The sequence below is a fragment of the Flavobacterium limi genome (genome assembly GCF_010645075.1).
GTDB classification, from domain to species: Bacteria; Bacteroidota; Bacteroidia; order Flavobacteriales; family Flavobacteriaceae; genus Flavobacterium; species Flavobacterium limi.
Genome location: NZ_JAADZV010000018.1, coordinates 1 through 18,891, shown reverse-complemented (window position 1 = coordinate 18,891; position 18,891 = coordinate 1). Strand labels below are relative to the sequence as shown.

Genomic DNA, 18,891 nt, shown 5'->3' with positions numbered 1-18,891 from the left:
ATTAAAACTTTCTTTCTACGCCTAAGTCAATAGTTTGTGTTACCTTCTTGTCGTTGGTTTCTTTTGCAATTTCGAAGAAAAGATGACCATTCTTGGTAAATAAATCTTGATCTACATTTCCTTGAAAATTTTCTTTTTCTAGGAAATGATTATTATCAAATTCAAGATCATGCATGGGTTGGTCTCCGTATCCTTTTTTTATTCTTCTAATGCCCTCAGGTCTAATCTTATTTTTTAAAAATGAAAGTTCATAAATGTAATAAGCATTATCATTAACAAATAGGTATTCAAAAGTACCTCGCTCATTTACCGGAATTAAGTTTTTATAAGTTATACTTCCATCATCCTCAATGGTAGCCTTAATCATTTTGTAGTAATCACCTTTAAGACCGAATAGTTCTTTTGGGTTAGATTCAAACCATTTCTGAGCATACTCATATTCAGGATATTTTGCTTTTAAATCTTTGAAGTATTTTTCTTTTCTTATGTTTTTGATAGAATCACTATCAATAAAATAATCTTTGGTTTTCTTCCATTTTCTAGAAACATAATTACCATCAGTTTTTTTTACAGCGACAGCTTCTTTTGAAGTTTTTTCATTTTCTTTTCCGCAAGAGAATAAAACTAAAGATGTGGTAATAATTAAAGAAGTAATTTTTCCTTTCATAAAATGTATGGTGTTGCTTTGTTATAAATTGTTCAGATGATGAAGCTTTTAAGTTGAGATTATTCTAGTTTGATCGATAGCTAGTCCCAATATTCTAATTAGTTTGAATTTGGTTTTTCAATATATTTGCCCCAGCCGTCAGGAATAATCCTTTCTTCTTTCATCCAGAATAGCCATTTATGAAATACACTATGATATTTCTTTTTTTGTTGATCCCATTCCATAAAATCACTGTAAAGTAGCTCATCTGTAATTGGTTCATTTTTTATAATCCGATTATTCCAGACAGCATATAGAGTAGCAATTAACTCACATTCGCCCCAGTTTAAAGGTCTAAATTTTAAAATAGTACTGTTGATTTTTACTGATTCATCAGAGAAATTTTCTAAAAAAAGATTTTCCAGTTCATTTGCAGCAGGAAGAGCAGTATAGCGTACTCTTTTTCTATCTGTTTTATCTTGAATAACATTAAAAAAGCGCATACGATTAAAATCAGCTTCAATATTTTTAATCAAGCTATCATCATATGGACCAGCAACTTTTTTTACATAATTTGAATCAAAATCAATTTTACATATGTATTCAGTTAGGAATAATAATTTTTGAAATTTAACTCGCCCAAAATCAGTTGTATTATTTAAGTTGATAATGTGACCTCCCAAAATTGTTTTTAATGGGTTTTCTATTTTTTTACTTCCTACAGAAATAGTTTTTACGTTTTCTTTTGGTTGTAACGCTTCTCTCAAAACCTGTTGCAATAGGATAATGTTATAATCTTGACTTACCTTAATGCTTTTTTCTAAATCATCACAAAAAGTCATTAACTCTTTTAATTTTGATACAATTTGTTCTTGCTCATGAAGAGGCGGAAGTGGATATAATAAATTGTTTAAGAAATCGGTATTGATATTTGGAAAAGAAGCACCACTTTTAGAATTGTTTATATGTGCATATAAATATGTCATATAATTCATTAAAAATTGTGAAGGCAAGCTTTTGTTTATTTGTTTAACAACAGCAAGTCCATCATAAATGTATCCATCAATACCTGTTAAACAACATTTTCCAGTTGTAGAACCACTAACAGCAATTATAAATTCATTTATATCAACAAATCTGCTATGTTTTGTTCCTATTTCTGTTAAATATTCTTTTGTTTTTGATAATATATTTTCTTTAGTATAAGTAGTTATATCACTTATCGTAATCCAATTATATTCGGTTTCATCTTTAGCAAAAAATCTACTGTCGCCTTTAGGTCTTGGTGAAGAGCCTCTTTGTATATTAGATATTTCCCCCAATCTACACCAAGCCCAATGTTCAGGAATCTCAAAAGGAATTTCATCATCCTTTATTTTTGGTAATTCTTTTTCTTTCTTGATTTTTTTCTCTGTAACAAGTTTTTCTTTTTCAGCTTTAATTTTTTCCAAAAGCTGTTGACCAGTTTCGGTTATATTGCTGCTTTTTACCAATTTTCCTTGCATTGCTTCACGCAAAAACGCTTGACGTAATTGTTTAATTAAATCAAGTTGGTTGGTAAAATTATTGTCTATTTTGTCATTTTCTTTTTCTAATAATTTATATTTTTCAACGAATTTAATCTGATCTCCTAAGCTTGGTAAGGGAATTTCAATCTTAGCAATCTCTTTAATGGGAAGTGTTACGTTAGCCATGCCTTTCATTCGCTCAACCAATTCTTTATCCTTATTTAATGTAAGAAAATGAAAAAGATACTCCGCATTTAATACACTTTTGTCTTTAGGAATTACTGCACAAAGAATAGTTCCCAGAGCAAATTTTCCTGTTTGTAAATGTAAACGTTTTATACTTGCATGACCATGACCTGTTCCAGAAACTAAAGGAATAATTACAGCTTCATCATCAAATTGATATTCATGATGTGACTTTCTCTCTTCTGCAGTTACAACTAAAGGGAACTCTCCTGGAATTGCCTTCTGTATTCCAGTTTTTCCTTTTACGATGGTACATAAATCACCTAATATTGATTTTTTCCAACTCATTAATTTAGCGCTTGTTTTAATTGTTTCAATAATAAATCGCTTTGTTCAAAAGAAGAGTTAAGTAAATCAATCAATTCGGCACTATTAAATTCTTGTTTTTCTTGTTTCTTGGTAGGGTTTTTTATATCTAAATCATAATTACGATCAATTATTGTTTTTATATCAACTTTCCAAGCAATATTGCTTTTCTGTCTATTATTCCACCATAATTTAATAGGATCAAACTCCTTGATTTGTATTGGCTTTGTTTTGTTGTATGCCTTTTGTCCTTCAGGCAAACGATGCTCGTAATACCAAACTTCTTTCGTTGGTGTTCCTTTGGTAAAAAACAACAAATTGGTAGCAACCGTTGCATATGGTTGAAATACAGAATTAGGTAATCGTATTATTGTATGTAAATTACAATCTTCCAACAATTTTTGTCTGATTCTTTGTTTTACACCGTCACCAGTTAATGAGCCATCAGGTAAAACAATTCCAGCACGACCATCCTTTTTTAAGAGATGAATCATCAAAATCAAAAATAAATCTGCACTTTCTTTTGTCCTGAAATTCTGTGGAAAATTAGTTTCATTATTATTAGCAACAATTCCGCCGAATGGCGGATTAGCGAGTATGGCATTCACCCTGTGTTTTTCTGTGAAATTACTCAATGGTTGATCAAGAGCGTCACCATAACGAATATTAGGAACTTCAATGTCATGCAAAATTAAATTGGTTGTAGCTAATAAATAGGGAAGAGGTTTATACTCCCATCCAATAACATTTTTGGCAATATTCTGGCGATCTTCAATAGAGTTAGCTTGTTTTTTTAAATGTTCGATAGCACAAGTTAAGTAACCACCAGTACCACAACTAGGATCCAGAATTTTTTCATTTAATTGAGGATTGATCATCTCAGTAATAAAAGATGTTATAGCGCGTGGTGTGTAAAATTCTCCACTGTTTCCTGCGCTTTGAAGTCCTCTTAAAATGGTTTCGTACAATTCTCCAAAAGAGTGACGATCTTTAGCAATATTAAAGTCCATCTCGTTTAGTTTGTTTAAAACTTTACGAATGTTTGTTCCACTTTTCATGTAGTTGTTATTACCGTCAAATACTTCACGAACTATTAGAGCACGACGATTTCCAGAACTGACATCAATATTTCTAAGCGCTGGAAATAATTGTCTGTCAACAAATTCTAATAGTTCCTCCCCCGTAATACCTTCAGGATCGCCAGCCCAATTTCCTTTTTCATTTACCCAGTGAAATAAATCAGGTATGGGCGAAGTGTATTTGTCATCTAGTAATTCTAATTCTTTATCTTTATCTGAAAATATTTTAAGGAAAAGCATCCAACCTAATTGTTCGATTCTTTGGGCATCACCGTTTAGACCAATGTCTTGCCTCATTATATTTTGGATGCTTTTTAATATGCCTGGAATGTTACTCATTCTGAATTATGGTATTCTGTTAAATTTTTATTATTGAAAAGTTTATTATGCACTTTCCTGATCGATTTCAGGTTTAGACTCATTATTAATAACAAATTGTGTTTTGTCATTTATTTCTTTTAATATTTCTTTTCCTCGAAGTTTGGTAAAACCCTCATAGTCATCTTCTAAAATACTTTTATAAGCCCTTTCAGAAATAAAATGTGTATCCAGATGTTTTTGAATATCAGGGTTCTCAGATGAATACTCTACTATATATTTAGACGGAAGCTTATTAGAAATCTCTCTATTGAGCCTGGCGGTTATTAATACAAAGTTTAGTATGGAATTGATTCCATTTGCATCAGTTCCAAAATTCTCTTTTAACGAATAGGGAAAGAAATGATGGTTCTCTTTACTGTTTGATTTGGATAAATTCGTTTTATCCAGATGAACAATATTACCATTATCAAAGTCTTTTGGTTGTTTAAGGGACATCAAACACATAATACCATTCTTGATAACGGATTTATTTTGCATTCTGACGCGAGTGATGTCTTTTAAATTTAATAGAACATTAAATGTTCTAGGGGTATCCAAATTATTAACTAAATCCTTGATCCATTCAGCATCCTCTTTCATTTTAGTTAAACTCGAACTAGAGTAGTGCTGAGAAAATGTTGCAGTCCAGAACCAGTCTTCGATTAGTTTTTTATGTTTAGATTTTATTGAACTTCCTTGAGTTTGATAAAAATAATATTGAATAACTGAGATGAATGAATTATAAGGTAAATATGATGAAAAACTAACTCCAAATGACTTTACATAATCGATCGCCTTTTTTATACTTTCAGCGGTTTTATCCCATTCTTTTTTACAATGCTCAGCAGTAAGTTTAAGTTGATTTTGATTTGTAGAATCATTAAAGACGTTTAGTGCTAATGACTGTGTAAATACTTCATTTTCAATTGAACCGAAAATTTTTACATTTTCTTCGGAATTGAATTTATTAATTTTTTGTCTCAAGTCAAAGTCAGGACTCCATGTGCTAGCGTGAACTAAATCAAACAAAGATAATCTTTTACCGCCTTGATTGATTCTTTCGAATATATCTACTACTTCTTCTAAATCCATTTTCAGTGTTTTAATTATTGAAATAGGATAGTCGCTAAAAATTTGTTGACACTCGCTCCATTTCTGTAATAGATTGGTTTTGTTTTCCAAATCATACATAACATAATCTTTTAGCACATTCCCATATTCTGCAGTATCAAATAATTTGTACGCCGGAATATTATGTTTTTCAGTTTTCAACCTGGGAACTTGAAAAATACCTTTTTCAACATTGAAGCATATGGTAGAGTAGTCGATATCATTTAGTGTCTTTCCACGTAATGCAACATATAGAGATGTTATTCTTTGTTGTCCATCAAGTATGAAACTGTATTCATTTGAATATGGTTTTTTAGGTAGATCTAATCCTTCAATTTCTCTTGTAAAAGTAGTGTAATCATCTTTTGAAGCACTCCAAATAAAGAAAGATCCAATAGGATATTGTTTATGGATACTATTTAATAATTTAACAATTTTACTTCTTTCCCAAACATATCCTCTTTGGAATTTAGGTATTTTCATATTACCGTTTTCCAGCTCATCGAAGACTTTTTTTAAGTTCCAATTATTTATGATATCTAACTTTTTTTCCACTTATTACTTTATTATTACTTCTGTTGAAATATTATTGTTTCTTATGATTAAGCATTTTTATATAATTCTACTTCTAAATCCTTAACGGCATTTATATAACTATTTTTACCTCCAAATATTCCGTTCACGATTTCTATTGTGGAACCAAAATCATCGAATGGCTTAACTTTCAGCACTTCCAGATTTTCAATATTTTCAACTCCTTCATCTGCATATTTATCTAATAGTGTTTCTAGAACCCTGCGAGCATCTGCCTCATATTTTGTAAAATAATTACGCTTCTTTACATTATTTGCACGCTCTCTTCGTGTCAACGGTGGCTGATCATAAGCCACGTGGCAAATTAAATCAAAAAGATCAACTTCTCTTTCTACAGCTTGATATAGAGCTTCAACTAATATACCTTGCTCTTCTAATTCTTTAATTATAGCCTCTTTTTTGTCTGCTTGATTCCAGGTTAATAAGAAATCATCCAATGAAGCGTATCTACCTTTTATAATTTCTCGTGTGTGATCTTGCAGACTAACTGTGATAGGTTTCCCGTTAGAATCAAAATAGAGTTCACGTGTTACTAAAATGGATACATCAATCCCGTTAATGTACTGCTTTGGTCTTCTTATATTATCATTTCCATTACCAGATTCGTTGCTAGGTGCTCTAATTTGAGGTCTTTCAATAATTATTTCTTGACCTGTAAGATCATCTATAATTGGTGTATCTTCAACTTCTTCCTCTTCAATAATATTTGTCAAATCAGCATTTTCGTTAATTGGTTTAACACGTAATGGGTCTCCGTCAAATGTTGGATCTGCAAAATTATCAGTTGCATTTCTAAAATCTAAGATTGTGAAGTATAATTTTCCAAATTCTTCATTTATTCGAGTACCACGCCCAACAATTTGTTTAAATTTTGTCATTGAATTGATATTGGTGTCTAATACGATAACTTTACATGTCTGAGCATCAACACCAGTAGTCATTAATTCCGACGTAGTTGCAATAACAGGATAAATCTCTTCAGGATTAATAAAGTTATCTAGTTCACGTTTTCCTTCTTCATTATCACCTGTAATTTGCATTACATATTTGTAATTTTCAGCTACCAGATCAGCATTATGAATAGCAATTGCATTTCGCATACGTTCAGCGTGATCAATATCTACGCAAAATATTATTGTTTTAGCAAATCTATCAAGTCCTTTTAGGTATTCGGTTACTTTCTGCGCAACTATATCTGTTCTCTCATCAATAACAAGTTTTTTATCGAAATCTCTTCTATTGTAAATACGATCTTCAATGAGATTTCCTTCTTTATCAGTTTTTCCCTGTTGTGGACGATAGCCTTCAGTGTCGACGTTTAATGCGACTCTGATTACTTTATAAGGTGCTAAGAAGCCATCATCAATACCTTGTTTTAAAGAGTAAGTATAGATGGGATCGCCAAAATATTCAGTATTACTCGTTTCTTGAGTTTCTCTTGGGGTAGCTGTTAGTCCGACATGCGTAGCACAATTAAAGTAAGTAAGTATTTCACGCCAGGAACTATTCTCATTAGCGCTCCCCCTGTGACACTCATCAATTATAATCAAATCGAAAAAATCAGGTGAAAAGTCTTTGTAGGCATCTTCAATTCCAGGTTCATTGTTTGTCAGTCCTTGATACAGACCCAGAAATATTTCATAAGCTTTATCAGATGTATCAATACCTCTTTTTTTATTGCCTATTAACTCTTCTTTACCGTTGGTTTGAGTAATTACCTTTTTTTTAATGATTGTCATTTTATCTTTAAAATGCTTAAAATCACCTTTTCTTGTCTGATCTATAAGCGCTGTGCGGTCAGCTAAAAATAATATTCTCTTTTTTGTACGAGATTTCCAAAGTCTATATATAATTTGAAAAGCTGTATATGTCTTACCAGTTCCAGTAGCCATAACAAGTAAAATTCTATTTTGCCCATTTGCTATCGCTTCAACAGTTCTGTTTATCGCATTTTGTTGATAGTATCTTGGTTTTCTGCCAGATCCGTCTGAAAAGTACCTTTGTAAAGCAATTTTTTCTCCTTCGTCTGTGACAATTCCCTTGTAGGATTTATATTTTTCCCATAGTAGATCAGGTGATGGGAATTCATCTAGAGATAATTCCATCTCTATATCTTTGTTAGTTGACGTTCTGTCGTGGTATAAAAAACCGTCACCATTACTGCTGAAGACGGATGGGATGTCCAAAATTTTAGCATATCCCAATGCTTGTTGGATGCCCGAACATACGGAATGATTATTGTCTTTTGCTTCAATGATAGCAATAGGATTATCTTGAAAATAAAGAATATAATCAGCTCTTTTTCTTTCACCACGAGCGGTAAGTTTACCTCTAACATAAATTTTACCATCGGTAAAAAACACTTCTTCTAAGATTTGTTTTTGTAAATCCCATCCAGCTTTTTGTAGAGCAGGGGTTATGAATTTGCTACAAATATCTCTTTCAGAAAGGTTTTTTTTACTCATCTTAGTTATATTAAGGTAAATATAATTTTGCTAAGATATCATAAATTATTATTTGTAATAGTACGGAAAACCATAAAAAGTGTAAAAAAAACTTACTGTTTCTAAAATAATAAGTTGTTTAACTCATCATTAGCTTTTTCAGCCGCAACTTTGTCAAAAGATTTTTCTATGTAGCTTTTGAGTTGTACTTAAGTTGCGATGAACTAAAGCGTGAGAAATTAAGTAAACATTTATATTAGCATCAACCAAAATTTTTGCAAATGAATGTCTTGAAATATGTGCAGAAAGTTTGATTACATTCTTGTGTTTTTCAATATGTTGCGGTAAAGAATCATTGTAAATATTTTCAATCTTTTTCAGTCGTAGGTTATAATCATTACGTAGACCACGATACTTTTTAGTTTCGATTTCAGTCATTATTCTTTTTGCATTATAGTGTTTAAAATATTTAACTTGATTTTTGTTGAACCTGTCAAGAAATATAAAGTCATTAGGGTTTTTCTTATCGATTAAATTTTGAACATAGATAATAAGTTCGTCATTTGCTTGATAAATAAGATTTTCTTTTGCATCTATGTAGTGTTGTATGCTTTTGTATTTCGAAAAAATATAGCCTTTATATTCAATTAATTCATCTCTTTCGAGATCTTCTTCTCTTAGCTCATTAATTTTTAATGAATTTAACTCAATAATATTACAAATCTGTTGATAAGTTAATTTCTGATTCTTCTCTCCAGGTATTAAAGAGATTCCTTCCCAGCTTTGTTTGTTTAAATAATCCTCATATATATTTTTTCCACCATCAATTGCAATTATTTCCAATAATTTGAGTGCCATTTTAAAAGAAATTTGGATGCTACTTTCGTATTTGGTTTTTGACATTTTGTAAGAAAACAAGCAGTTTTTAAACATGCCATATCGGATAAAAATTGCATCGTTAAATCTCATTCCATTGCTTAAAAGTGCAAATGAAAATATATCACGTGCTAAAATCAGTTTAGAATCATATAAATCCAGTTTAAGTAATCTTTGAAATTGATCAGCACTTAGTCCTTTTTTATCCGTTGGATCTCTTACTAATCCTTTGATCAATGAAAATGGATCTCTTGGTAAGTTATAAAATCCACTTGTTTCAGCATCACTAACGACCTTCTTCAGTATTTTTAAATAATTTTTGAAACCATTAACTGTCATTGTTCTGTTTGGGTCGGGTATATCAATGCAAAAATTATAGAATGCTTCTATTAAGGTTGGTGTGATTTCGGAAAACTTTACCGTTTCCTTGCCTTCATATTTTAAAAATCGTTCAAATTTGTTTCTTACATTGTTGCAGGATTCTCGATGCGAAAAAGTTCTTTTTGCTTGGATTCTTTGCTTAAAGTAATCGATAAAATCAGGATCACTATCACTATCACTATCCGAGATGATATCATTACTATCACTAGGTATTGATAGTGTAACTTGTTTGGCTTTATTTTTTTTAAACTTGACGGTTTCTTTCTTTTTGTAATTTGACTTAATTATCTCCGAAAAAATTTTTGAATTAAGATCTTTGTAATTGCTTAAATCTTTCGAAAATTGATTTGTATCTTTGTTGAAATGTTTAAAATCTTCCACCGATACTTTGATGTTTAGAGATTTTTTAAATTTGACATTATTAGAAATATCCTGTATACCAAGAATGCCGTAAGAATCAGATTTGTTTTTGCGATTAAGAACAATTTTAAAAGACATTTTCTAAAATTTAAAGTTTAAAAAAAATATAAATTTACGTTTAAAAGTGGGAATTTTTAAAGATTTTTAAAATTTTATAAACATTTGTGAATCAATTAATTAGTATTAAATAAAAATCAAAAAATAAAAAATGTCAGACGATAAGAAAGTAATATTCTCAATGCAGAAATTGAGTAAAACCTATCAGGGAGCAGACAAACCGGTACTTAAGAATATTTATTTGAGTTTCTTTTACGGGGCGAAAATTGGTATTTTGGGACTTAACGGTTCAGGTAAATCTTCTCTTTTAAAAATTATTGCAGGTGTTGATAAAAACTACCAGGGAGATGTCGTTTTTCAACCAGGTTACACTGTTGGATATTTAGAGCAGGAACCAATTTTGGATGATTCTAAAACTGTTTTAGAAATTGTTCAGGAAGGTGCTGCCGAAACAATGGCTGTTCTTAAAGAATATAACGATATCAATGATTTGTTTGGTCTTGAAGAAAACTATTCAGATCCGGACAAAATGGATAAACTGATGGATCGTCAGGCAGCTTTACAAGATAAAATAGATGCTTTAGGCGCCTGGGAAATCGATACTAAATTAGAAATCGCAATGGATGCCTTGCGTACGCCGGAAGGAGATACACCAATAAAAAACCTTTCAGGAGGAGAGCGTCGTCGTGTAGCTTTATGTCGTTTGTTATTGCAACAGCCAGATGTATTGTTATTAGATGAGCCTACCAACCACCTTGATGCTGAATCAGTATTATGGTTAGAGCAGCATTTAGCACAGTATTCAGGAACTGTAATTGCTGTAACGCACGACCGTTATTTCCTGGATAATGTTGCGGGATGGATTCTTGAGTTGGATAGAGGAGAAGGTATTCCGTGGAAAGGAAATTATTCTTCATGGTTAGATCAAAAATCAAACCGAATGGCTCAGGAAGAAAAAGTAGCTTCTAAACGCAGAAAAACGTTAGAGCGAGAGCTTGACTGGGTTCGTCAGGGAGCAAAAGGCCGTCAGACCAAACAAAAAGCGCGTTTGCAGAACTACGACAAATTATTAAATGAAGATCAAAAACAATTAGATGAGAATTTGGAAATCTACATTCCAAATGGTCCACGTTTAGGTACCAATGTTATTGAAGCTAAAAATGTTGCAAAAGCTTTTGGTGAAAAATTATTATACGATAATTTGAACTTTACTTTACCACAAGCCGGAATTGTTGGAATTATTGGGCCAAACGGTGCCGGTAAATCGACTATTTTCAAAATGATTATGGGTGAGCAGGCAACTGATAGTGGAGAATTTTCTGTTGGAGAAACAGTAAAAATCGCTTACGTAGACCAGTCTCATTCTAATATTGATCCGAATAAATCTATCTGGGAGAACTTCGCCGACGGACAGGAGTTGATTATGATGGGTGGAAAGCAGGTTAATTCAAGAGCTTATTTATCTCGCTTCAACTTTGGAGGTGGAGAGCAAAACAAAAAAGTGTCAATGCTTTCTGGTGGTGAACGTAACCGTTTACACTTGGCTATGACATTAAAAGAAGAAGGAAACGTACTTTTGCTGGATGAGCCAACGAACGACCTTGACGTAAATACGCTTCGAGCATTAGAAGAAGGTTTGGAGAATTTTGCAGGTTGTGCTGTAATTATTTCTCACGACAGATGGTTCTTGGACAGAATTTGTACACACATCTTAGCTTTCGAAGGAGATTCTGAAGTATATTTCTTCGAAGGAAGTTTCTCGGATTATGAAGAAAACAAAAAGAAACGTCTTGGTGGTGACTTAACTCCAAAACGTATCAAATATAGAAAATTGATTAGATAAATTTTTTAATTTTCAAATATTTAAAATCCCAAATTCCAATTGTAAAATTGAAGTTTGGGATTTTTATTTTATGAGATTTTTTCAGAATTATATAGTTGAGAAGAGTTGGAATTTGGAATTTATTCTAAAGAAACTTAGCTTTTAATTCCGGCGTCGGAATCATACAGCTTTCTTTTTTACCATACCATTTGTAACGATTTTTAGCAATATAATCGTAAATATAATTTCGAAGTTTTTCAGGTAAGATTTTAAAAATAGAAATCAAGCTATAAATTCCACCTAATTCATTTGAAATTTCAATGGCAGCTGAAGATTTATAATAGTAAGCAACTCCGGGATAATATAAAATGATACTGTCAATTTTATTATGATCAACACCTATATAACTGCAAATTTCTTTTCCCAAATCAGATTGCAGGGCTGCAAAACGGAAAATATCTTTTTTATCGTGTTTGATAATGAATTGAACCGCTCCGTCGCATAAATTGCAAACACCGTCGAAGAGGATTATTTTTTTATTCCCGGCAGTCATTGCGAAGAATGAAGCAATCTCACTATTTATTTTCATCATGTTTGTCATTGCGAGGAACGAAGCAATCTCATCCCTATTGATTATTTGTATTATTTTTACTTTAATGTGAAACGAAGTGATCTCACTTCGATATTCCAGACTTGCTCATTTTAGTGTGATTGCTTCGTTCCTCGCAATGACTTTGCAGATGTTACTTCTTCCCCGCTTCAACTAATTCCAATTCATCTAGGCTTACTTTCGAAGTGAAAATTCCATAATTGACTGTTGCTTTATTTTTTTCGATTAAATCAATACTTCCAACTGATCTGCCGTCGAGCATCCTTACCCGGTCACCAACTTTTAAAATTGGTTTTGGTTTTTCTACAACCGGTTTAAGTTTCTTCTCTTTTTTCTCTTTTCGGATTTCTTCTACTTTTACCTGAACTTCAGCAATGATTTCTTTTTGTTTTTCAACTTTGGCCTTAACTTCTTTAGGAGTTGCTTTTTTACGTTTTGAATTTTCAATCTCAACAATTTTCAGGAATTCACCAATAAGTTCTTTCTTGTTTTTGTTGTTGAAATATTTCTCGGCAATGTCATCAATTTTTTGACCGATGTAAATTATTTTTTGATTACTATCGTATAATTCCTGATAGCTTTCCAGTTTTTGCTGGATTCTGCTATTGATGTTTTCCATCTTTTTGCTTTCCTCACGCGCTCTTGTCTCTTCTTCTTTTAAATTCAAAGAAGTTTTTTCGAGTTTTGATCTTTCTTTTTGGAGCGTTGCAATCGTTTTATCAAAACGGACTTTTCCAACTTCTATTTTCTTTTTTGCACGATTAATCAGTCCAAACGGAATTCCATTTTTTTGTGCAACCTCAAAAGTAAACGAACTTCCGGCCTGACCCAAAGCGAGTTTGTACATTGGTTCCAGTGACTTTTCATCAAACATCATATTGGCATTGGTTGCGTATGGCAATTCGTTAGCCAGAATTTTTAAATTAGAATAATGCGTTGTGATAATTCCGAAAGCTTCTCTATGATAAAATTCCTCAAGGAAAATTTCTGCCAATGCACCGCCCAGTTCAGGATCAGAGCCTGTACCAAACTCATCAATTAAAAACATGGTTTTATGATTACATTTCTTCAAAAAGTAATTCATGTTTTTTAATCGGTAGCTGTAAGTACTCAAATGGTTTTCAATAGACTGATTATCGCCAATATCCGTTAAGATTCTGTCAAACAAGAAAGTTTCGCTTCTTTCATGAACCGGAATCAAAATTCCGGATTGCAGCATTAATTGTAATAATCCAACTGTTTTCAGGGAAATTGTTTTTCCTCCGGCATTTGGACCCGAAATAACAATAATTCTGTTTTCCTGTTTTAATTCAATGGTCTGCGGATGCGTAACCTCTTGTTTTTGCTTATTGTTCAGATACAAAATAGGATGATACGCTTCTCTAAAGAACAATCTTCTTTCTTCTGTAATCGTTGGTAAAATTCCGTTGATTCTGTTGGCATACTTTGCTTTTCCGGCAACAACATCAATATCACTTAAAAAATCCTGATATTCAATCAATAAAGGAAGATACGGACGAATTACATTCGATAAATTCTTTAAAATTCTCGTAATCTCTTCCTTCTCTTCGTATTCTAAATTCGCTAATTCTCTCGAATATTTCAAAGTAGCTTCAGGTTCGATATAAGCAATACTTCCTGTTTTTGAACTCCCTAAAATAGAACCTTTGACTTTGCGACGGTACATCGCTAAAACCGCTAAAACTCTACGGTTTTGTACAAAACTCTCCTTAATATCATCCAGATAGCCTAAACCATTATATTGTGTTAATGCCACGCCAAAACTTTGGTTTACTTTTCCGCGAACCAAATTCATGTTTTGACGAATTCCGGCAAGGGCAGGAGAAGCATTGTCTTTTATTTCGCCATATTTATCTACAATCGCATCAATTGCAGTGATAATCTCTTTGGTCAGTTCAACACGGGAAGCCCTTGCGTTTAGGTTTGGGTAATAATCGTCAAATTTTCTAAGGAAATTCAGCAGTACATTTGTTGTTGCAGAAAGATTAGCGATTTTCCTGAAGCTTCCGACTTCAAGAAAGCTGTCTTCAATGGCTAAAAACTTAATTTCATGTGTGATGGCGTCAAATCCGTGATTAGGAATGGCGTTGTTATTTTCAAAAGATGAAACATATTCTGATGTCTGCATCAGGGCCTGCATCAAAGTTTCCTTATCTCTAAATGGTGTTATTTCTAAAGCTTTTTCTTTTCCTATATCTGTGTTGCAGCCTGCTGAAATGGTTTCGAGTACTGTTGGAAATTGTAAGTCTTGTAATGTTTTTTCGGTAATACTAATCATTTATTTTCTTTAAGAAAGTGAAGACAAAAATACAAAAAATAGTAGCAACGAATACGGTAAAGTTTATAGCTGTTATTTTATTCGTTACAGATATGATTTCAGCAAAAAAATCCTGAAATTCGCATAAAAAAGTATGGACGTAAAAATGCATGATTCCTGGAAGCCGGTTTTGAATGAAGAATTTGAAAAACCCTATTTCACCGAATTGATTTCTTTCGTAAAATCTGAATACACGACAAAAGTCTGTTATCCAAAAGGCAGTCAGATTTTTTCAGCTTTCGATCATTGCCATTTCGATCAGGTAAAAGTGGTCATTATCGGTCAGGATCCTTATCACGGACCAAATCAGGCAAATGGATTGTGTTTTTCTGTGAATGACGGAATTCCGTTTCCGCCTTCCTTATATAATATTTTCAGGGAAATTGAAACGGATTTAGGTAAACCACTTCCTAAAACCGGGAATTTAGAGCGATGGGCAGATCAGGGCGTTTTTCTTTTAAATGCTACTTTGACAGTAAGGCAATCTGAAGCCGGAAGTCATCAGGGAAAAGGCTGGGAGAAATTTACAGATGCTGTTATCAAACAAATTTCTGCTGAAAAAGAAAATGTTGTTTTCCTGCTTTGGGGCGGTTTTGCACAAAAAAAAGCAGCTTTGATTGACGCTTCAAAACATCATATTTTAAAATCAGGACATCCTTCGCCTTTAAGTGCCAACAGAGGATTTTGGTTTGGGAACAAACATTTTAGCAAGACAAATATTTTCCTGAAAGCAAAGGGGTTAAAAGAAATTGAATGGTAATATTTTCCGTCTGATTGGATTTTTTTATGAATCAAACTTATGAATCAACCAAAGAATTAAAAAAAGGGATTATCTTTGCACCACATTCAACACAAACTAAGTTTCATGAGTTCAGATTCTAGCAAAAGGTACGCACAAAGAGGTGTTTCGGCATCAAAAGAAGACGTACACAACGCCATAAAAAATATTGATAAAGGTTTATTTCCACAGGCTTTCTGTAAAATTGTTCCGGATTATTTAACGCAGGATGAAGAACACTGCCTGATTATGCATGCCGACGGAGCAGGTACAAAATCATCCCTGGCTTATATGTATTGGAAAGAAACCGGAGATATTTCAGTCTGGAAAGGAATCGCTCAGGATGCGTTAATCATGAATATTGATGATTTATTATGTGTTGGGGCAACCGATAATATTTTGCTTTCGTCAACTATCGGAAGAAATAAAAACCTGATTCCTGCCGAGGTGATTTCAGCAATCATCAACGGAACGGAAGAATTAATCAACGAATTAAAATCTTTCGGAGTAACCATTCATTCAACAGGAGGAGAAACTGCTGATGTTGGAGATGTAGTTCGTACTATTATTGTAGATTCGACTGTTACAGCCCGTATGAAACGTTCTGATGTTGTAGATAATGCAAATATCAAAGCGGGTGATGTAATTGTAGGTCTGGCTTCTTTTGGTCAGGCAACTTATGAAAAAAGTTATAATGGCGGAATGGGAAGTAACGGACTTACTTCTGCACGACACGATGTTTTCGGAAAATATTTAGCCAAAAAATACCCTGAAAGTTTTGATGCTGCCGTTCCTGAAGAATTGATTTATTCAGGTCAGGTTAATTTGACTGATGAAGTTGAAAACTCTCCAATAAATGCAGGTCAATTGGTACTTTCGCCAACGAGAACCTATGCGCCAATCATCAAGAAAATTTTAGACACTTACTCGCCAAACGATATTCACGGAATGGTACATTGCAGTGGAGGAGCACAGACTAAGATTTTACATTTCGTTCAAAATTTACATATTATAAAAGACAATTTATTTCCGGTTCCGCCATTGTTCAAACTGATTCAGGAACAATCAAAAACCGACTGGAAAGAAATGTACCAGGTTTTCAACTGCGGTCACCGTATGGAAATCTATGTGCCTGAAAATATTGCTCAGGACATTATTGCGATTTCAAAATCATTCAATGTCGATGCACAAATCGTAGGAAGAGTTGAAGCTGCTGATGCTAAAAAACTGACCATCACAAGCGAATACGGAACTTTCGAATATTAAATATATAACTATTAGCTTTATCAGGAGCTAATCCCGCTATTCGCTGTATCTTTTGTGGCCTCGTTAGAAAAAAACGAGACCACAAAAGGATGCCGCTGCTATCGGGGCTAAAACACGACCTCGTTATGTATGAACTGCTTTTTTGGAGATATTTAGACGAAATTTACCTGAACAATCAGGAAGTTTATGAAGCTTTACTTGAAAAGCAGGAAGTCGAAGGTCTTGAAATTCTTCCTATACAGCTAATCCTCAACCGAATCAGCTCAGTTTTCTCACAATGGGAGAAAGTTGATGATAACAGCTGGAAAAATAACACAGGAAAAGGCGCCTTTCAAATTATCACTACACCGCAAAGTATTAAAATAGACTGCTACGGAACCGAAGGTAAAACAATGAATAAGCTGGTTGATATACTGGAAGAATTCAAATGTCCTTTATATGATCCTCAAGTTCCGGAACGCTACGACGAATTGAGCGAGTAATTTTTCTCTGCAATAATTTTATAATTCTTTTAAATCATCTTTGTGAATCTCTGCGATTTTTTGTTTCTCTTTGTGGAAAGCAGTTACACACAATTTTAGATTCTAAAAAAAAAACAAAAACATGACATCACACTTCAGTTTCACAGATAATATCGTTTTAGAAGATGATTTTGTTTTATTGCGTCCCCTGCAGGAATCAGATGTCGAAAATTTATTAGGAATCTCAATCAACGAACCCGAAACCTGGAAATATTCTTTAGTAGGTGCTGACGGAAAAGAAAATCTCATCAATTATATTCAGTCTGCTGTAAAATCAAGAGAAGCTAAAAAAGAATTTCCATTTATAGTTTTTGATAAAAAATCTCAAAAATATGCAGGCTCAACCCGTTTTTACGATATAAACTTAGATTTTAAAACCCTTCAATTAGGATATACCTGGTATAGTTCTGCATTTAGAGGTACGGGACTTAATAAACATTGTAAATATTTACTGCTTCAATTTGCCTTTGAAACTCTTGAATTGGAACGCGTAGAATTTCGTGCAGACAATAATAATGAACGAAGTATTGCTGCCATGAAAAGTATCGGCTGTAAAGTCGAAGGCGTTTTAAGAAGTCATATGCCAACAGCAGAAAATGGAATTCGTCGTGATTCTATCGTTTTAAGTATTCTAAGAAATGAATGGTTTGGAGAAGTTAAAGAAAATTTAAAGCGCAAACTCTAAGTGAATAGATTAATTTAATATTATTTTTATATTGATTTTTGATATTTTGCTGTTTTATAAGGCATTTTGGGTAAGATTGACCAGATCAGTCATTTTTTTCTGAATTCCAATAATTAATTAAAAGTAAAATATATTATAGTTTTATAAAACTTCACGAAATTTGCAATTCAAATTAAAGACAAGTAAAATGAAAATAAATCTAAAATCAGGAATCGATAAATTACTTTTTGGAATGAAGCAAAACGATGTAATTACTGCTTTAGGAAAACCTGATAAAAATTACAAAGATGAAGATGATAACATAATCTTTGTGTATAATGCACAAAAAATAAGATTAACTTTCTATCAGGAAGAGGATTTTAAATTAGGATACTTGGTCGCTTCAAGTAATGATCTGGAAGTTTTCGGATTCAAACTAGTAGGAAGAAAAATTGCAGATGTAAAAAAAGATCTGGCAACTAAAGGAATTACAAAATACAATCAGGAAACATTTGATACTTTTGAAAACTATTTCAACGAAGATAATTGGTTCATTCTGCAAACTGAATTTAATGAAGTAGTGAAATTTGAAATTGGTGCTATAATCAATGATAAAGACGAATTTGATTGGAAGTTTCCTGTTAAGAAATAAACCAAAAACATTTAAAGCAATCCCGATAGTTTACTTAATGCTGTCGGGATTTTTTTTTATACATATATATAAGTATAAAAATCACTTGTGAAATATAAGTAGGAAGTTTTGATCGGCGCTGGAGTTAATAATTAGTAGCTATTTCCCGCTATCCGTTTCAATCTTTTGTTTTTTTAAAGGAAAAAACAAAAGGATTTCCACTTCTATCGGGGC

At 32.6% G+C, this 18,891-nt stretch carries 14 protein-coding genes; 6 read left to right on the top strand and 8 right to left on the bottom strand.

The window, feature by feature from the left end; translation table 11 throughout:
* Position 1: 1 nt before the first annotated feature.
* From GXM16_RS22380 to GXM16_RS22355, 6 genes are all read right to left on the bottom strand, one after another.
* Positions 2-667, bottom strand: coding sequence for a hypothetical protein (locus tag GXM16_RS22380; protein ID WP_163396721.1), 666 nt, complete (start codon positions 665-667; stop codon positions 2-4).
* Between the two features lie 98 nt (positions 668-765).
* Positions 766-2,688: a restriction endonuclease subunit S gene (locus GXM16_RS22375; RefSeq protein ID WP_163396720.1), complete on the bottom strand. Its 1,923-nt coding sequence runs from the start codon at positions 2,686-2,688 to the stop codon at positions 766-768.
* Positions 2,688-4,124, bottom strand: coding sequence for a class I SAM-dependent DNA methyltransferase (locus tag GXM16_RS22370; protein ID WP_163396719.1), 1,437 nt, complete (start codon positions 4,122-4,124; stop codon positions 2,688-2,690). Before GXM16_RS22370 ends, GXM16_RS22375 begins: the two co-directional genes overlap by 1 nt.
* A gap of 45 nt (positions 4,125-4,169) precedes the next feature.
* On the bottom strand, positions 4,170-5,810 hold the full coding sequence (locus GXM16_RS22365; protein ID WP_163396718.1) for a DUF262 domain-containing protein: 1,641 nt from the start codon (positions 5,808-5,810) through the stop codon (positions 4,170-4,172).
* Positions 5,811-5,857: 47 nt separating this feature from the next.
* Positions 5,858-8,314 (bottom strand): EcoAI/FtnUII family type I restriction enzme subunit R, encoded by a 2,457-nt coding sequence (gene hsdR / locus GXM16_RS22360; protein ID WP_163396717.1) that lies wholly within the window; start codon positions 8,312-8,314, stop codon positions 5,858-5,860.
* A gap of 153 nt (positions 8,315-8,467) precedes the next feature.
* Positions 8,468-10,048 carry a phage integrase SAM-like domain-containing protein gene (locus tag GXM16_RS22355; RefSeq protein ID WP_163396716.1) on the bottom strand — a complete coding sequence of 527 codons (1,581 nt, stop codon included), beginning with the start codon at positions 10,046-10,048 and terminating at the stop codon, positions 8,468-8,470.
* A 130-nt stretch (positions 10,049-10,178) separates the two neighbouring features.
* Between GXM16_RS22355 and ettA the strand changes: the two genes are divergently transcribed.
* Complete coding sequence (ettA, locus tag GXM16_RS22350) at positions 10,179-11,870, top strand: energy-dependent translational throttle protein EttA (protein ID WP_163396715.1); 1,692 nt, start codon at positions 10,179-10,181, stop codon at positions 11,868-11,870.
* Between the two features lie 124 nt (positions 11,871-11,994).
* Here ettA and GXM16_RS22345 read toward each other — a convergent pair whose 3' ends face one another.
* Both GXM16_RS22345 and GXM16_RS22340 read right to left on the bottom strand, forming a co-directional pair.
* Complete coding sequence (locus GXM16_RS22345; protein ID WP_163396729.1) at positions 11,995-12,438, bottom strand: thiol-disulfide oxidoreductase DCC family protein; 444 nt, start codon at positions 12,436-12,438, stop codon at positions 11,995-11,997.
* 154 nt (positions 12,439-12,592) lie between these two features.
* Entirely contained in the window at positions 12,593-14,758 is a 2,166-nt protein-coding gene (locus GXM16_RS22340; protein ID WP_163396714.1) for an endonuclease MutS2, read from the bottom strand.
* 133 nt (positions 14,759-14,891) lie between these two features.
* Here GXM16_RS22340 and GXM16_RS22335 point away from each other — a divergent pair, with 133 nt between their 5' ends.
* The 5 genes from GXM16_RS22335 (at position 14,892) to GXM16_RS22315 (ending at position 18,678) form a co-directional block, all read left to right on the top strand.
* Complete coding sequence (locus tag GXM16_RS22335; protein WP_163396713.1) at positions 14,892-15,557, top strand: uracil-DNA glycosylase; 666 nt, start codon at positions 14,892-14,894, stop codon at positions 15,555-15,557.
* Between the two features lie 105 nt (positions 15,558-15,662).
* The gene (locus GXM16_RS22330; RefSeq protein ID WP_163396712.1) at positions 15,663-16,841 is read left to right on the top strand and encodes an AIR synthase related protein; all 1,179 of its coding nucleotides are present in this window, start codon (positions 15,663-15,665) and stop codon (positions 16,839-16,841) included.
* 125 nt (positions 16,842-16,966) lie between these two features.
* On the top strand, positions 16,967-17,323 hold the full coding sequence (locus tag GXM16_RS22325) for a hypothetical protein (RefSeq protein ID WP_163396711.1): 357 nt from the start codon (positions 16,967-16,969) through the stop codon (positions 17,321-17,323).
* Between the two features lie 121 nt (positions 17,324-17,444).
* A complete protein-coding gene (locus GXM16_RS22320; RefSeq protein ID WP_163396710.1) occupies positions 17,445-18,047 on the top strand; it encodes a GNAT family N-acetyltransferase in 603 nt (200 codons plus the stop codon).
* Positions 18,048-18,234: 187 nt separating this feature from the next.
* Positions 18,235-18,678 (top strand): hypothetical protein, encoded by a 444-nt coding sequence (locus GXM16_RS22315; RefSeq protein WP_163396709.1) that lies wholly within the window; start codon positions 18,235-18,237, stop codon positions 18,676-18,678.
* The last annotated feature ends 213 nt before the right edge of the window (positions 18,679-18,891 follow it).

Coding starts and splice junctions, on each gene's coding strand:
- GXM16_RS22380 (WP_163396721.1), bottom strand. CDS start 667: ATGAAAGGAAAAATTACTTCTTTAATTATTACCACATCTTTAGTTTTA.
- GXM16_RS22375 (WP_163396720.1), bottom strand. CDS start 2,688: ATGAGTTGGAAAAAATCAATATTAGGTGATTTATGTACCATCGTAAAA.
- GXM16_RS22370 (WP_163396719.1), bottom strand. CDS start 4,124: ATGAGTAACATTCCAGGCATATTAAAAAGCATCCAAAATATAATGAGG.
- hsdR (WP_163396717.1), bottom strand. CDS start 8,314: ATGAGTAAAAAAAACCTTTCTGAAAGAGATATTTGTAGCAAATTCATA.
- GXM16_RS22355 (WP_163396716.1), bottom strand. CDS start 10,048: ATGTCTTTTAAAATTGTTCTTAATCGCAAAAACAAATCTGATTCTTAC.
- ettA (WP_163396715.1), top strand. CDS start 10,179: ATGTCAGACGATAAGAAAGTAATATTCTCAATGCAGAAATTGAGTAAA.
- GXM16_RS22345 (WP_163396729.1), bottom strand. CDS start 12,438: ATGAAAATAAATAGTGAGATTGCTTCATTCTTCGCAATGACTGCCGGG.
- GXM16_RS22340 (WP_163396714.1), bottom strand. CDS start 14,758: ATGATTAGTATTACCGAAAAAACATTACAAGACTTACAATTTCCAACA.
- GXM16_RS22335 (WP_163396713.1), top strand. CDS start 14,892: ATGGACGTAAAAATGCATGATTCCTGGAAGCCGGTTTTGAATGAAGAA.
- GXM16_RS22330 (WP_163396712.1), top strand. CDS start 15,663: ATGAGTTCAGATTCTAGCAAAAGGTACGCACAAAGAGGTGTTTCGGCA.
- GXM16_RS22325 (WP_163396711.1), top strand. CDS start 16,967: ATGTATGAACTGCTTTTTTGGAGATATTTAGACGAAATTTACCTGAAC.
- GXM16_RS22320 (WP_163396710.1), top strand. CDS start 17,445: ATGACATCACACTTCAGTTTCACAGATAATATCGTTTTAGAAGATGAT.
- GXM16_RS22315 (WP_163396709.1), top strand. CDS start 18,235: ATGAAAATAAATCTAAAATCAGGAATCGATAAATTACTTTTTGGAATG.